This is a genomic window from Streptacidiphilus monticola, from assembly GCF_042658505.1.
GTDB classification, from domain to species: Bacteria; Actinomycetota; Actinomycetes; order Streptomycetales; family Streptomycetaceae; genus Streptacidiphilus; species Streptacidiphilus monticola.
This window is the reverse complement of sequence record NZ_JBHSQJ010000108.1, coordinates 1-14,300: the sequence shown is the minus strand read 5'-3', so window position 1 is coordinate 14,300 and position 14,300 is coordinate 1. Positions and strand designations below refer to the sequence as shown.

The window sequence follows — 14,300 nt, the reverse complement described above, 5'->3', positions numbered from 1 at the left end:
GCCGCTACTTCTCCACGTATCGCAGTGAACGGAGCCCGCGCTCCAGGTGCCACTGGACGTAGGCTGCGACCAGCCCACTGCCCTCGCGGGCGTGGCGCGGTTCGCAGGCGTCCGCGGTCTCCCAGTCGCCGGACAGCAGCGCGCCCAGCAGCTCCAGTGTCTCAGGGGAGGGTACGACACTCCCCGGCACCCGGCAGTCGCCGCAGAGGGCGCCGCCGGTCTGCACCGAGAAGAACCGGTTGGGTCCGGGCAGCCCGCAGCGGACGCAGTCGTCGAAGGAGGGCGCGTAGCCGTTGACGGCGAGGGAGCGCAGCAGGAACGCGTCGAGGACCAGGTGCGGTTCGTGTCCGCCCGAGGCGAGGGTGCGCAGCGCGCCGACGAGGAGCAGGTACTGCTGGGTGGCGGTCTCGCCCTCGTTCTCGGTGAAGCGCTCGGCGGTCTCCAGCATGGCCGTCCCGGCGGTGTAGCGGCCGTAGTCGCTGACGATCCGTCCGCCGTAGGGGGCGATGGTCTCCACCTGGGTGCAGAGCGCGAGGTGGCGTCCGACGAGTTCGGTGCCGCGGGTGAAGAACTGGACGTCCACGTGGGAGAAGGGTTCGAGCCGGGCCCCGAACTTCGACTTCGTCTTGCGCACCCCCCGGGCGACGGCGCGCACGCGGCCGTGCTGCCGCGTCAGCAGGGTGATGATCCGGTCGGCCTCCCCCAGCTTCTGGGTGCGCAGCACCACGCCATCGTCCCGGATCAGAGTCATGCACCCCATTGTCCATGCACCGCCCCAGGGGCCGAAGGCCCGTCAGGGGCGCAAGGCCCGTCAGGGGCGCAAGGCCCGTCAGGGGCGCGAGGCCCGTCAGGGGCGCGAGGCCCGTCAGGGGCGCGAGAAGTGCGCGATGAGCACACCACCCGCGGAGGTCCGGCGCCGTGTGCGGGACGGACCTCCCCGNCGAGGCCCGTCAGGGGCGCGAGGCCCGTCAGGGGCGCGAGAAGTGCGCGATGAGCACACCACCCGCGGAGGTCCGGCGCCGTGTGCGGGACGGACCTCCCCGGGTGGTGGGTCACTCGCGCAGTTCCTCGCGCCCCTTGGGAGGTGCGTGGTGGGCGAGGGCGCGCCCGTCAGGGGCGCGAGGCCGCCGACATGTGCGGCTCCGCCGCGTGGGCGCGGCCGGCACACCACCCGCGGAGGTCCGGCGCCGTGTGCGGGACGGACCTCCCCGGGTGGTGGGTCACTCGCGCAGTTCCTCGCGCCCCTTGGGGGGTGCGTGGTGGGCGAGGGCGGACTTGACGTGCCGTCGGGGGACGTCGAGCTTCTTCAGGACGTGGGCGACGTGCTGCTCGACGGTCCGCGGGGACAGGAACAGCGCTTCCGCGATGTCGCGGTTGGTCGCGCCCCGCGCGAGCAGTTCCGCCACCTGGAGTTCGCGGGGCGAGAGCTCGCTGCCGTAACTGCGACGCCCTCGGGACGCCGGGGCGCGCAGGCCCAGCTCGCGCAGCGTCCGCTGGCAGCGGGCCGCGTCCGCCGTGGCGCCGAGGTGTTCGAAGGTGCGGACCGCCTGGCCCAGGGGCTCCGCGGACTCCTCCGGCCGGCTTCCGGCCAGCGCCCGGCCCTGGCGCTCGGCCGCGCGGGCGCTCTCGTAGGGGCGGCCGATCGCGTCCCAGTCGCACCGGGCGTGGGCGAACTGCTCGGCGGCCCCCGCCGGGTCGGCCGCCTCCAGCAACAGGCCCCGGGCGCAGTGGAGTTCGGCCGTCGCGCCGGGGGCGTCCCGGCCCTTGAGCTGCTGTTCGGCCTCGTCGGCGAGCTGCTCGGCGGCGTCCCGATCGGCGCAGGCGAGGGCGGACTCGACGGCGACCGGCAGCAGGCCGGTGGCACGGGGCCAGGCGCGGGCGCCGCGCAGGTCCGTGACGGCGGCGAGGGCGGCGCCCCAGGCCGCCGCCGGGGCGTCCTGGGCCAGGCGGAGGGCCGCGGTCTCGGCCGCCGCGCGGCAGCTGACGGTCACCTGGGTGCCGCGGGCGCCGAAGTCGGCGGCCTCCTGCAGCCACTCCAAGGCCCGGGCCTGGCGGCCACGGGCGATCGCCAGGCGGGCGCCGGCCAGGGCGCGCTCCTCGCGGGCCATGCCGATGTCGGGGTACTCGTCGATCAGCAGCGCGAAGTCCCGTTCCAGCTCCGCCCAGTGGCCGGCCAGTCCGTCCAGGCGCAGCAGCGCGATGCGGCTGTAGCACTCCAGGTGCGGGATGCCGGCGTCCCTGGCGAGCGCCTGAGCCTCCGTCAGCAGGGCTCTGCCGCGCCGGTCGTGGCCGGTCTCGACGGCCAGTTCGCCGACGTTGTAGAGGGCCCGGGCGGTCTGCCGGAGGACCTCCGGGTCATCCGCGCGGCGCGGCAGGTCGTCGAGGAACGGCCAGACGTCCGGGTCCGCCTCCCGGGCGAGCAGGCTGAGCCGAGTGGCGCGGACGGTGGCGCGCATGGCCTCGTAGGGCCCGTCGCGGACGGTCTCCTCGGCGCGCTCCAGCCAGGTCCAGGCCTGGTCGGCGCTGTCGCCGCGCTCGTTCATGGCGAGCGCGACCATGCCCCGGGCGGCGCGCTCGGGGCAGTGGCGCAGTTCCCTGACGGCGCGTTCGATCTCCCCGTGCCCGGTGCGGTCGGAGCCGTGGTTGACCATCAGCAGGCCCAGGCTGAGCCGGATGTCGCCGCGGGTGGTCGCCGGCAGGTGCGGGTCCGCCAGGATCCGGCGCAGTGCGGCGGCGTTGCCGGCCAGGTCGACGCCGTTGACGGCGATGCGGGCCAGGGTGAGCGCGGCCCGGGAGCGCGGTTCGGGCTGGAGCTCGGGCGTGTCCAGGATCTGGTGCAGCAGCGCGGCGGCGGTGCCGTGGTCCCCGAGCTCGACGGCCTGGTCGGCGGCGGCCTGGGCCTGAGGCAGCCAGGCGTCCCGGTTGCCGAGGGCGAGCGTGTGGTGGGCGATCTGCACCAGCGGCGGCGGCTGTTGGGCCTGCAGCGCCTCCAGGGCGCGGTGGTGCAGCCGCCTGCGCTGCGGCCCGGGCAGGTACTGGTAGGCGGCCTGCTGGGCGAGCACGTGCCGGTAGACGTACCGGTGGCCGGCGGTCTCCTGGAGCAGGGCCGCGCCCAGCGCCTCGGTCAGTCCTTCCGCGCCCCCGTCGGCCGTGAGTCCGGCGACCTGGCTGATCAGCGGTTCGGGGGCGGGGACGGCCAGGACGGCGGCGGCCGCGGCGACGGCCGCTCCCCGCTCCGAGAGCGCGGCCAGCCGCTCGGTGACGGCCTCGCGCAGGCTGCCGGGGATCTCGGCGTGCTCCAGCCGGGTGGCGAGGTCGGCCTGTCCGGAGGGGTGGTGGCTGTGCTCGGTGACGGTCAGCAGGTCCTCCTCCGCGATCAGCGGGAGCCCCTCGCTGCGCTGGTAGAGGACGCCCACCAGGGCGGAGCCGGCGTCCTCGCCTAGGGCGTCGCGGGCCAGCTCGCGCACGTCCTGCTCGGACAGCGGCTCGAGGTGGATCCGCACGCCGGCCGCTCCGGGCGAGCGCCGGTAGGCGCTGCCCAGCGGCGGCGCCCCGGCGGGCATGTCGTCGGCGCGGTAGGTGACGACGAGGGCGAGCTGCTGCGGCAGGTCCCGGTTGAGCAGCAGGATCAGCTCGCGGGTGGCCTCGTCGGCCCAGTGCAGGTCCTCGATGACCACCACGGCCGGGCCCAGGGCGGTGAGGAACGAGCGCACGGCGAGGACGAGTTGCTGGCGGGCCGAGCCGGGGTCGTCGGGGCGCGGCAGCCGGGGCGGGAGCCGGTCGGCCAGGTCGGGGAGGAGCGGGACCAGGGCTCCGGCGCTGGGGGCGATGGCGTCGGCCGGGGGAAGCAGCGGGCCGGCCTTGCGCAGCGCGTCGACGACCGGGCCGAAGGGGAAGGGCTCCCGCAGCGGGTGGCAGAAGCCGGTCAGCACGGGCGGTCCGGGCAGGCCCGCGGTGGCCTCGCGGACCAGCCGCGACTTGCCGATCCCGGCCTCGCCCTCGACCAGCACCACGGCCGGCGGGTGCTCGATCGCCGCGCGCAGCAGGGCGAGTTCGCGTCGGCGGCCCACGAACCGGAAGCCGCCGCCGACCGGCACGGCCTGAGGAAGGGGGTCGAGGCCCACGGAATCACCTGCCTTGCTGACGGCTCCCGGACGGCGGCAGTCAGCCGCATCCGCCCGGTGCCGGTCAGGCTAGGCCGGTGCGTCGGCGGGGGCAAGCGCCGCGCGTCAGATCCGCGCAGGTCAGCGGTCGGGACCGGTCAGCGGTCCGGCAGGACGACGAGCTCGGCGACGGCCAGGGTGCCGCCGGGGGTGCGCCAGAGGGTCCAGTCCGCGGCGAAGGCGCGGACCAGCGGCAGGCCGCGGCCTCCGCAGGCCTGGTCCGGCTCGCCCGCCGGGCTCGCCACCCGCCAGCGGCCGGTGTCGCGCACCTCGACGGTCACCGTGAAGCCGTCGGTGCTGAGCAGCAGGGCGACGTCCGGGCTGCCGCTGTGGCGCACCGCGTTGGCGGCCAGCTCGGTGACGACCAGGGCCAGTGGGTCCTGGACGCCGTCCGGCAGTCCCCAGCGCGCGGCCGTGGCCCGGGCGAACCGGCGCAGCCGTGGGACGGAGGCCGGTACCGCGGGCAGGCAGCAGGCGGCGGGACCGGGGCCCGGGCGGGGACGGCCGGGCGGGGCTTCCGCTGCGGCGCTCCGGACGGACTCGCTGGCGATCATGGCGGCTCCTGTGGGGTGGTGGCCCGACTCCACCACTCCACCCCCGGAGCCGACCCACCGTCATCCGGGATACGCAGAACTACGGATACGCAAAGAAAGCGGACGCGGAACCGCGCGCGGCGCCGTCACTGGTGCGGGGTGTGCTCCGCGGCGAGCAGCAGCGCCTGCGTGCGGGCCTCGGCGAGGCCGAGGACGCGGCCGACGGCCGCGAGCGCCTCCCGCTCCCGAGGCCGGTAGGGGCCGTCGGCCAGGGCGATCCACGCGCCCTGCAGCAGCAGCCGCTCCAGGCCCGGGGCGAGCAGATGGGGCGTCAACGGCTCCAGCGCCGTGTGGAGTTCGACCGCCAGCGCGGAGCCGCAGCCGTACACGTCGTCCAGCGGGGAGTCGTCGGTCAGCTGGGCCAGCATCTCCAGCAGCCGGGCCTCGTCCAGCTCCTCGTGGCCCGCCTCACGCAGCGTGGTCAGCGCGACCCGCCGCGCGGTCGGGGCGGCTGAGCCGCCGGCGGCGAGCAGGGCGAGGGCGACCGCCCAGTGCGCGTTCCGCAGCATCGCCAACAGGGCGGTGCAGGTAGGGCGTTCGAGGGCGTCGAGCCCGTAGCGTTCGTGGCAGGTCGCGCACTGCAAGCTGCTGCCCGCGTCGCCGAGCGGCAGCAGCGGGACGCCGAGCAGGCGTAGCCAGCGGCGGCCGGTCTGGCGTCGGTAGTTGCGGTCGCCGCCGCAGCCCGGGCAGAAGAACTCGCCCCGGACCTGGGTGCTCCAGCGGACGCCCACGAGGGAAAGCGCGACGGAAACTGCCACGGCACCACACTCCCTGCTGCCTGCCCGACCGCGGTGTCGGGGGACCCTCATGCTGCCATCTGAGTGACGACATGTCAGCACTGTGTGCGCGTCTGCGGGCAAGTTTTTGTGGCGTAGAGCACATTCGCCCCTGGCTTTCGGCCAGGGGCGAACGTGAGTGGTCAGATCGGGTCAGTCGCGCTGCGCCCGGTTGACGGCGGAGACGACGGCCTTGATCGAGGCGCGGACGATCGAGGTGTCGATGCCGATGCCCCAGACGACCTTGCCGTCCACCGCGCACTCCACGTAGGAGGCGGCCTGGGCGCCGGAGCCCTGGCTCATGGTGTGCTCGGCGTAGTCCAGCACCCGCACGTCCACGTCGATCCCGCCCAGGGCGGCGACGAACGCGTCCAGCGGGCCGTTGCCGGTGGCGGTCAGCACGGTGTCGGCGCCGTCCACGGTGGCGTCCACGGTGATGGTGTCCCGGCCGTCCGCGGTGCTGGAGGACTGGTGCGAGCGCAGCTGGATGCGGCCCCACGGGGTGGCCGGGGTGGGCAGGTACTCGTCCTCGAAGACGGACCAGATCTGAGCCGGCGTCACCTCGCCGCCCTCGGCGTCGGTCTTGGCCTGGATGATCTTGGAGAACTCGATCTGCATCCGGCGCGGCAGGTCCAGCTTGTGGTCCTGCTTCAGCACGTAGGAGATGCCGCCCTTGCCGGACTGGCTGTTGACCCGGATGACCGCCTCGTAGGAGCGGCCCACGTCCTTCGGGTCGATCGGCAGGTAGGGCATGTCCCAGGTGTAGGCGGAGACCGGGACGCCGGCCTCGGCCGCGTCGACCTCCAGCTGGTCGAAGCCCTTCTTGATGGCGTCCTGGTGGGAGCCGGAGAAGGAGGTGAACACCAGGTCGCCGACGTAGGGGTGACGCTCCGCCAGCTGCATCTGGTTGCAGTACTCCCAGGTGCGGCGGATCTCGTCGATGTCAGAGAAGTCGATCTGCGGGTCCACGCCCTGCGAGAACAGGTTCAGCCCGACGTTGACCAGGTCCAGGTTGCCGGTGCGCTCGCCCTGCCCGAACAGGCAGCCCTCGACGCGGTCGGCGCCGGCCATGATGGCCAGCTCGGCGGAGGCCACGCCGGTGCCGCGGTCGTTGTGCGGGTGCGAGGACAGGCAGACGAACTCACGGCGGGACAGGTTCCGCGACATCCACTCGATCTTGTCGGCGTAGACGTTCGGGGTGGACCGCTCGACGGTGGTCGGCAGGTTCAGGATGATCTCGCGGCCGGCGGCGGGCTGCCAGACGTCCATGACCGCCTCGCAGACCTCCAGCGCGTAGTCCAGCTCGGTGTCGATGAAGATCTCGGGCGAGTACTCGTAGCCGAAGACGGTGTCGTCGCCCAGGATCTTCTCGGCGTACTCCATCACCAGGCGGGTGCCGTCCACGGCGATGTTCTTCACGTCCTCCTTGGACGCCTTGAAGACGACCCGGCGGAACATCGGCGAAGTGGCGTTGTACAGGTGGACGGTGGCCCGGTGGGCGCCGCGCAGCGACTCGACGGTGCGGGCGATCAGGTCCTCGCGGGCCTGGGTCAGGACGGAGATGGTCACGTCCTCGGGGATCGCGTCGTCCTCGATGATCGAGCGGACGAAGTCGAAGTCGGTGGCGCCGGAGGCCGGGAAGCCGACCTCGATCTCCTTGTAGCCCAGACGTACCAGCAGGTCGAACATGGCCCGCTTGCGTACCGGGGACATCGGGTCGATCAGCGCCTGGTTGCCGTCGCGCAGATCGGTGGAGAGCCAGCGCGGGGCCTTCGTGATCACCTTGGACGGCCAGGTGCGGTCCGGCAGGTCCACGGTGGGGAAGGGGCGGTAGCGCTCGAACGGCATCCCGCTGGGCCGCTGCGCGACGGTGTCGGCGGTGACCGGGGTGGGGCGCTCGTGGAACATGGGCTGGGCGGGCTCGTTGGCCATGATGTCTTTCCTGCTTCCCTGGCTGCGTTGATCCGGGACTTCCGTGACGGCCGACGCTGGTGTGGAGCGTCTCTGAGCGCACAGCGCGAGTCCCCGCGGCGAGGGAGTCGGCCTTATCGCAGGCCCTCGCCGCGGCAGCTAAGAAGAAGCAGCCCGTAACGCATGGTGCTGCCACCCTAGCCGAGAGCGGCGGGCCGACGCAGCAAGCACCCCGGTTTCGTCCGCCCACTGAGACGAACGCCTCTCCTTCACGTGGCGCACATGATTCGGAGACCGAACCGGAAGCTGGGAGGACTGTCCCGGCGGCCACTCCGCGTTGCAGACTGACCACTATGCGCATACAGGTCACCCGCACCGGGGGTCTCGCGGCACCGCTCTGCGTCCTGCTCGACACGGAGGGCCGGCCTGACGCCCCCCACATCCACGCGGTGGTCCGGGAGGCCCTGGGCGCGTGCGGCTCCGCCCAGGTCCCCTTTCCGCGCCCGGACGCGTTCCACTACGAGATCCGGGTCGACGAGCGGCCGGTGGGCCACTGCGCGGAGCCGAACCTGACCGGCAGTCAGCGGGAGCTGGTGGCCCTGGTCCTGGGCCAGGTGGGGGCGTTCTGACCGGCGCCTCCGTTCAGCTGAGCGGCACCGGGATCGACGCCGCCAGGCGGCAGTCCGCGAGGGAGCGTCCCGCCTCGACGCGGTAGCCGCCCGGGCGCGGGGTCCAGCCGGAACCGTCCGTCCAGGTCTCGAAGGACCGGCGCTCCAGGCGGATGCGGGCCTCGACGGCCTCGCCGGGGTCCGCCGTCACCACGGCGAAGCCGGCCAGCCGGCGGACCGGACGGTCGTCGCCCGGCTCCTCCGGCGCCAGGTAGACCTGGACGACCTCCCGCCCGGCGCGCGCCCCGGTGTTGCGCACCCGGACGGCCACCTCGACGACGGTGTCGTACGGGCCCACGGCCGGGACCGGCTGGGCGAGTTCCAGGGACTCGTACTCCCAGTCGGTGTAGCCGAGGCCGTGTCCGAAGCCGTACGCGGGCTGGACCGTGCCGCGCCGCTCCCAGGCGGCGTAGCCGGTGAACACGCCCTCGTCGTAGGGGAGTCGGCCGTTCACCGGCTCGACCGCCCAGACCGGCGCGTCCGCCTCCGCGGCGGGCCAGGTCGTCGGCAGGCGGCCGCCGGGCTCGGCCGCGCCGGTGAGCACGTCGGCCAGGGCCGCGCCGCCCTCCTGGCCGGGGAACCAGGTGAGCAGCACCGCCGCCGCCCCGGTCCCGCCAGGGCAGCAGCACCGGGGCGCCGGCGTTGACGACGACGACCGTCCGCGGGTTGACCTCGGTCACCCGGGTCACCAGCTCGTCCTGACGGCCCGGCAGGGCCAGTCCGCCACGGTCCACGCCCTCGCTCTCCACCTCCTCGGTGGTGGCCACGACGACCACGGCCACGTCGGCCGCGGCGGCTGCCGCGACGGCCTCCTCGATCAGCTCGTCGGCGGTGCCGACCGGCTCACCGTGCGCCAGGGTGAAGGAGACCAGGCCGAACCCGGCCAACTCCCCTGCCCCGGCCGTTGTGTGGCGCAGCGTCAGCTCGACCGGCTCCAGCGAGTCCAGCTCCAGCTCGAAGACCCGCTCCGGCGGATTGAGGAAGGCCCCGGCCGGGTCGGTGCCCTCCAGCGGCACCACCCCGTCGAAGAGGACCTCGCCCCGCGCCTCCAGGCGGAACTCCCCCGCCCCGCGGATCCCGAGGCGGTGGATCCCGGCGCGCGCGGGCTGGAGCGTGCCGGTGAGTTCGACGGCGCCGAGGTGCGCGAAGGAGACGCCGTCGGGCAGTTCCCCGATCCAGCGGGCGGCTCCGTCGGGCAGTTCGACCGTCGCCAGGCGGGTGTCGCCGTGGTCCAGCAGCCGCGCGGTGACCGGGAAGGCGGCCGGGGCGAGGTGGGTGCGCGGGTCGGCGCCGAGGGCGTGGACCAGCGCGGTGCCGGGCGGGAGCGCGGCCCGCAGGCCCTCCAGCGGGGTGGTCATCCGGGCCGGGAAGACCTGCGCGGATCCACCGCCGCCGATCCGGGGTTCGGAGGCGGCCGCGCCGATCAACGCGACCGAACCGACGTGCGGGGACAGCGGCAGCACTCCGTCGTTCTTCAGCAAGGTCGCGCCCCGGACCGCGATCTCCCGGGCCAGGGCCGCGCCGTCGATCCCGGCGGGCAGCTGCGCCGGGGCGACGGCGGGCGGGGCGTCGGCGAGCAGGCCCACCCGGGCGGCCAGCCGCAGCACGCGGCGGGCCAGTGCGTCGATCGTCTCCTCGGGGACGTCCCCCCGGCGGACTGCCGACACCAGGTGCTCGCCGTAGACGGTCACCGGCCCCGGCATGGCCACGTCCAGACCGCCGAGCGCGTCCGCGACCGTGTCCCGCGCGGCGGTCCAGTCGGAGACGAGCACGCCGTCGAACCCCCACTCCCCGCGCAGCACCCGGTTGTTGAGCCCGTCGTGCGCGCACATCGACACGCCGTTGACCTGGTTGTAGGCCGCCATGAGGCCCCACGGCCGCGCCTTGCGGACGATGGCCTCGAAGGGGGCCAGGTACAGCTCGCGCAGGGTGCGCTCGTCGGCGACGACGTCGACGGTGTAGCGGTCGGTCTCCGAGTCGTTGGCCACCCAGTGCTTGGGCGTGGTGGCGACGCCGCCGTCCTGCACGCCCGCGACGTAGGCCGCGCCGATCTCCCCGGTGAGCAGCGGGTCCTCCGAGTAGGCCTCGAAGTGGCGGCCGCCGCGCGGACTGCGGTGCAGGTTGACGGTGGGCGCGAGGACGACGTGGGCGCCCTTGCGGCGCGCCTCCTGGGCGAGCAACCGCCCGGTGCGCCGGGCCAGTTCGGTGTCCCAGGCAGCCGCCAGGGCGGTGGGCGAGGGGAGGGCCACGGAGGGGTCGTCGGCGGTCCAGCGCTCACCGCGGACGCCGGCCGGGCCGTCCGACATGACCAGGCGGCCCAGGCCGATGTCCTCGTTGGCGGGCAGCGACCACATGTCGGCCCCGGAGAGCAGGGCGACCTTGGCGGCCAGGTCGAGCTTGCCGAGCGCGGCCTCGACGGCGGCCTCGCGGCGGGCGTCGTCGGGGGTGGCGGGCTGGCCGGTGGCGGGGTGGCTCATGCGACGGCTCCTCCTCGGGTCCGGGCGTCGAGGGTGCTGCGGAGCCCTCGATCGTCCCGGTGGATGGTGTGCCCGGCGCGGACCTCCGTACGCCCCCGAGGGACCGTCAGCAGACGGGGCGTCAGAAGCCCAGCTTGCGCAGCTGCTTGGGGTCGCGCTGCCAGTCCTTGGCGACCTTGACGTGCAGGTCCAGGTAGACGGGCGTGCCCAGCAGCGCCTCGATCTGCTGGCGGGCCGCCGTGCCCACGGCCTTCAGCCGCGCCCCCTTCGCGCCGATGACGATGGCCTTCTGGCTCTGCCGCTCGATGTAGACGTTGGCGTGGATGTCCAGCAGCGGCCGGTCCTCCGGGCGCCCCTCGCGCGGCAGCATCTCCTCCACCACCACGGCCAGCGAGTGCGGAAGTTCGTCGCGGACGCCCTCCAGCGCCGCCTCGCGGATCAGCTCCGCGACCATCACCTGCTCGGGCTCGTCCGTCAGGTCCCCGTCCGGGTACAGCATCGGGCCCTCGGGCAGCAGCGGCACGAGCAGGTCGACCAGCAGCTCGACCTGCTTGCCGGAGACCGCCGAGACCGGCACGATCTCCGCCCACTCGATCCCCAGCTCGGCGCCCATCTGGGCCACGGCGAGCAGCTGCTCGGCGAGCCGCTTGGAGTCCACCAGGTCCGTCTTGGTGATGACGGCGACCTTGGGCGTGCGCTTGATGCCCGCGATCTCCTTGGCGATGAACCGGTCGCCGGGTCCGATCTTCTGGTCGGCGGGCAGGCAGAAGCCGATCACGTCGACCTCGGCCCAGGTCGTGCGCACGACGTCGTTGAGCCGCTCGCCGAGCAGGGTGCGCGGCTTGTGCAGGCCGGGGGTGTCCACGAGCACGAGCTGCGCGTCCGGGCGGTGCACGATGCCGCGCACCGTGTGCCGGGTGGTCTGCGGACGGTCCGAGGTGATCGCCACCTTGGTGCCCACCAGCGCGTTCGTCAGCGTCGACTTGCCCGCGTTGGGCCGCCCGACGAAGCAGGCGAAGCCCGACCGGTACGGCTGGGCCCCGTCCGGGGCGGAGTCGGCGGCGGTCCTGCGGTGCTGCTGGGGGCGTGCGCTCATGCGCCCCATTCTCCCCTACGAACGAAGCCCGGGACGACAGGGCGGACGGCCCGCCGGGGGGCGTGGGGCGTGCCTTCCGGATCAGGTCGGATCAGCGGGCGTCGTCGAGGTGCGTGCGTCGGCGGCGCCCGCCCGGCCTGGTCCGAAGGACACGCCCGACCTCACGTGACGTCACTTGCCGCGCTTGAAGAGCGACTTCACTCCGCCGATGAGGGTGAACAGCGCGACGATGATGGCCGCCGTGAGCCATCCCGGGTTGCCGGTGTCCTGCCAGTGGCCCATGCCCATCAGGACGAAGATCACCCCGGCGATGAACGCGATACCCCCCACGCCAGCCCCTCCCCGGACCCGTCCGCGCAGCACGATGCCCCGACCCTAACCGGATCGGGGCAACGGCGGAACGCGAGTTCGGGTCAGCCGACCGGGACGACCGTCCGAAGATCGCCGTTGCGGGCGGCGAGCAGGACGTGCGTCCCCTGCTGGGACAGGTCGCGGACGGCGGCCAGGTCGGCGTCGGCCACCTGCTCGGCGTCGGAGACCAGCGCCGCCGCCTCCAGCGCCTTCGCGCCGCTGGCGACGGCCATGGCCACGGCCACCTGCACGGCGCTCAACCGCAGGGAGGGCAGGGCCACGGTCGCGGCGACGTAGGTGCGGCCGGTCTCGTCGCGGACCGCCGCGCCCTCGGGCACGCCGTTGCGGGCGCGGGCGGAGCGCGCCAGCGTGATGATCTTGGCGTCCTCGGGGTCCAGGGCGGCGGGCTGCACGTCGTCGGTCATGGCTCAGAGCATAGGGGTGCGCCCCGGACCGACGCGGAGCCCACCCGGTCGGATCCGGGTCGGATCGTGATCAGATCCGGGTCAGCACCACGACCGGGATCTCCCGGGGTGCGGCCGAGGTGGCGTACCCGGCGAACCCCGGGGCGTCGTGCACCTGCGCCTGCCACAGCCGCCGACGCTCCTCGCCCTCCGCGAAGCGGGCCAGCACCGGGAAGCGCGCGGTGCCGTACTCCACCTCCGCCTCCGGCTTCGCCCGCAGGTTGTGCACCCAGGCCGGATCCGTCGTGCGGCCGCCGTTGCTGCCGAAGACGACCAGGTCCTCGCCCTCCCGGCGGCAGGCCAGCGGGTTGGTGCGCGGCTCCCCCGACCGCGCGCCGGTCGTCGTGAGCAGCAGCAGCGGCGTGCCGGCGAAGGCACCGCCGACCCGGCCGCCGTTCTCCCGGAACTCCTGGATGACCTGCTCGTTCCAGGCCCGCCGTTCCTCCTGCGTGGGCATCGGTTCCCCTTCCGGTTCCGCGTGGGCTCCCTGGCCCGGCCCAGTCTTGCGCGCGCCGGGCGGCGGCCCGGCGGACGCCACGCCGTCCCGGGTGGCCCCACCTGTGTCGGATTCCCCACCGGGGACGTCCTGAACACCGGGCATGAGCACCGCCCTGGGCTCTGTCCGGGGGCTGCGTTAGCGTTCCCGCATGACTTCGGATCAGCGCATCGGCGTGATGTTCGACCGGGCCTGGGCGCCCGAGCAACTGCCAGGGTTCGCACGGGAGATGGAGCGCATCGGCGTCGACGAACTGTGGGTCGTCGAGGACTTGGGCTGGAACGCGGGCGTCTCGGCGGCCGCCGCCGCGCTGGGCGCGACGGAGCGGCTGCGCGTCGGCATCGGCATCACCCCCGCGCCGCTGCGCAACGCCGCGCTGCTGGCGATGGAACTCGCCACGCTGGAGCGGATCTTCCCGGGCCGGCTGGTGGCCGGGGTGGGGCACGGCGTGCAGGGGTGGATGGAGTCGGTCGGGGCCCGGGCGAGGTCGCCGCTGTCGTTGCTGGAGGAGACCGTCACGGCGGTCCGCGCCCTGCTGCGCGGCGAGCGGGTGGAGCTGGTGGGGCGGGAGGTCCGGATCGACGGCCTGGAACTCGTGCACCCGCCGGCGGAGGCGCCCCCGGTGGTCGCCGGGGTGGTGCAGCCGAAGTCGCTGGCGCTGGCCGGCCGGGTCGCCGACGGCACCATCGTCGCGGAGGGGCACGGCCCCGACGACCTCGCCCGCGCCTGGGAGTTCATCGCGCGCAAGCCGGAGGAGCACCTGCTGACGGTCTTCACCTTCCTGTGCCTGGCCGAGAGCGCGGACGCGGCGCGGCGGGCCGCGGGCCCGACCCTGACGGGCCAGGCCGCGTGGCTCGGCCGGGACCCCGCCGACGTCTACTCCGCGTTCGGCCCCGCCCCGGAGGCGGCGTCGCGCGTCCGCGCGCTGTGGCGGGCGGGCGCCCGCAGCGTGGTGCTCCGCCCCGTGGGCCCGGAGCCGGTGACCCAAGTCGCCCAGATCCTGCCCCACTTGATGTAACGTCCTCGCCCCGGTCACTGCCCCGGCATGGGCGAGGGCCGGCCCGGCGGACGGTCCATCCGCACGGCGCCGCTGGGAGGCCCAGATGCGTGGCCCCGCCTCCCGCGCCCCACATCCGGGGGCACCTCCCAGCCACCGCACAGGCCCACACGCGGCAGGCACCGTCCGCAGACCGGGCCACCCCCGAAGGCTTGGCCACCACCGAAGGCCAGGGGCAGCCGGGGCCGGGGGCAGCCGGGCCGCGCTGTGCGGGGCCGGGCCGGGCCGGGTGGCACCCGCCGCCCGCG

Annotated in this window: 11 protein-coding genes and 1 pseudogene; 2 read left to right on the top strand and 10 right to left on the bottom strand. The window is 74.5% G+C overall.

All coding sequences use genetic code 11. The features are described from left to right. Positions 1–4: 4 nt before the first annotated feature. The 5 genes from recO to leuA form a co-directional block, all read right to left on the bottom strand. Entirely contained in the window at positions 5–751 is a 747-nt protein-coding gene (gene recO / locus ACFP3V_RS24135; protein WP_380587204.1) for a DNA repair protein RecO, read from the bottom strand. 469 nt (positions 752–1,220) lie between these two features. Then, positions 1,221–4,124 carry an ATP-binding protein gene (locus tag ACFP3V_RS24130; protein WP_380587201.1) on the bottom strand — a complete coding sequence of 968 codons (2,904 nt, stop codon included), beginning with the start codon at positions 4,122–4,124 and terminating at the stop codon, positions 1,221–1,223. A gap of 137 nt (positions 4,125–4,261) precedes the next feature. After that, positions 4,262–4,717: an ATP-binding protein gene (locus ACFP3V_RS24125; RefSeq protein ID WP_380587198.1), complete on the bottom strand. Its 456-nt coding sequence runs from the start codon at positions 4,715–4,717 to the stop codon at positions 4,262–4,264. Between the two features lie 125 nt (positions 4,718–4,842). Then, positions 4,843–5,514 carry a TerB family tellurite resistance protein gene (locus ACFP3V_RS24120; protein WP_380587195.1) on the bottom strand — a complete coding sequence of 224 codons (672 nt, stop codon included), beginning with the start codon at positions 5,512–5,514 and terminating at the stop codon, positions 4,843–4,845. Positions 5,515–5,685: 171 nt separating this feature from the next. Continuing rightward, on the bottom strand, positions 5,686–7,464 hold the full coding sequence (gene leuA, locus ACFP3V_RS24115) for a 2-isopropylmalate synthase (RefSeq protein WP_380587192.1): 1,779 nt from the start codon (positions 7,462–7,464) through the stop codon (positions 5,686–5,688). Positions 7,465–7,796: 332 nt separating this feature from the next. On the opposite strand from leuA, the gene ACFP3V_RS24110 reads away from it, so the two are divergent. Continuing rightward, positions 7,797–8,072: a protealysin inhibitor emfourin gene (locus tag ACFP3V_RS24110; RefSeq protein ID WP_380587189.1), complete on the top strand. Its 276-nt coding sequence runs from the start codon at positions 7,797–7,799 to the stop codon at positions 8,070–8,072. A gap of 13 nt (positions 8,073–8,085) precedes the next feature. Here ACFP3V_RS24110 and ACFP3V_RS24105 read toward each other — a convergent pair. The 5 genes and pseudogenes from ACFP3V_RS24105 to ACFP3V_RS24085 form a co-directional block, all read right to left on the bottom strand. After that, a pseudogene (locus ACFP3V_RS24105) lies at positions 8,086–10,588 on the bottom strand (beta-glucosidase). Between the two features lie 121 nt (positions 10,589–10,709). Next, positions 10,710–11,693: a GTPase Era gene (gene era / locus ACFP3V_RS24100; protein WP_380587186.1), complete on the bottom strand. Its 984-nt coding sequence runs from the start codon at positions 11,691–11,693 to the stop codon at positions 10,710–10,712. Between the two features lie 162 nt (positions 11,694–11,855). Beyond that, the gene (locus tag ACFP3V_RS24095; protein WP_380587183.1) at positions 11,856–12,014 is read right to left on the bottom strand and encodes a hypothetical protein; all 159 of its coding nucleotides are present in this window, start codon (positions 12,012–12,014) and stop codon (positions 11,856–11,858) included. Between the two features lie 83 nt (positions 12,015–12,097). Then, positions 12,098–12,460 carry a cytidine deaminase gene (locus tag ACFP3V_RS24090; protein WP_380587180.1) on the bottom strand — a complete coding sequence of 121 codons (363 nt, stop codon included), beginning with the start codon at positions 12,458–12,460 and terminating at the stop codon, positions 12,098–12,100. A gap of 70 nt (positions 12,461–12,530) precedes the next feature. Continuing rightward, positions 12,531–12,956, bottom strand: coding sequence for a nitroreductase/quinone reductase family protein (locus tag ACFP3V_RS24085; protein ID WP_380587177.1), 426 nt, complete (start codon positions 12,954–12,956; stop codon positions 12,531–12,533). A 190-nt stretch (positions 12,957–13,146) separates the two neighbouring features. Here ACFP3V_RS24085 and ACFP3V_RS24080 point away from each other — a divergent pair, with 190 nt between their 5' ends. Further along, the gene (locus ACFP3V_RS24080) at positions 13,147–14,013 is read left to right on the top strand and encodes an LLM class flavin-dependent oxidoreductase (RefSeq protein WP_380587174.1); all 867 of its coding nucleotides are present in this window, start codon (positions 13,147–13,149) and stop codon (positions 14,011–14,013) included. The last annotated feature ends 287 nt before the right edge of the window (positions 14,014–14,300 follow it).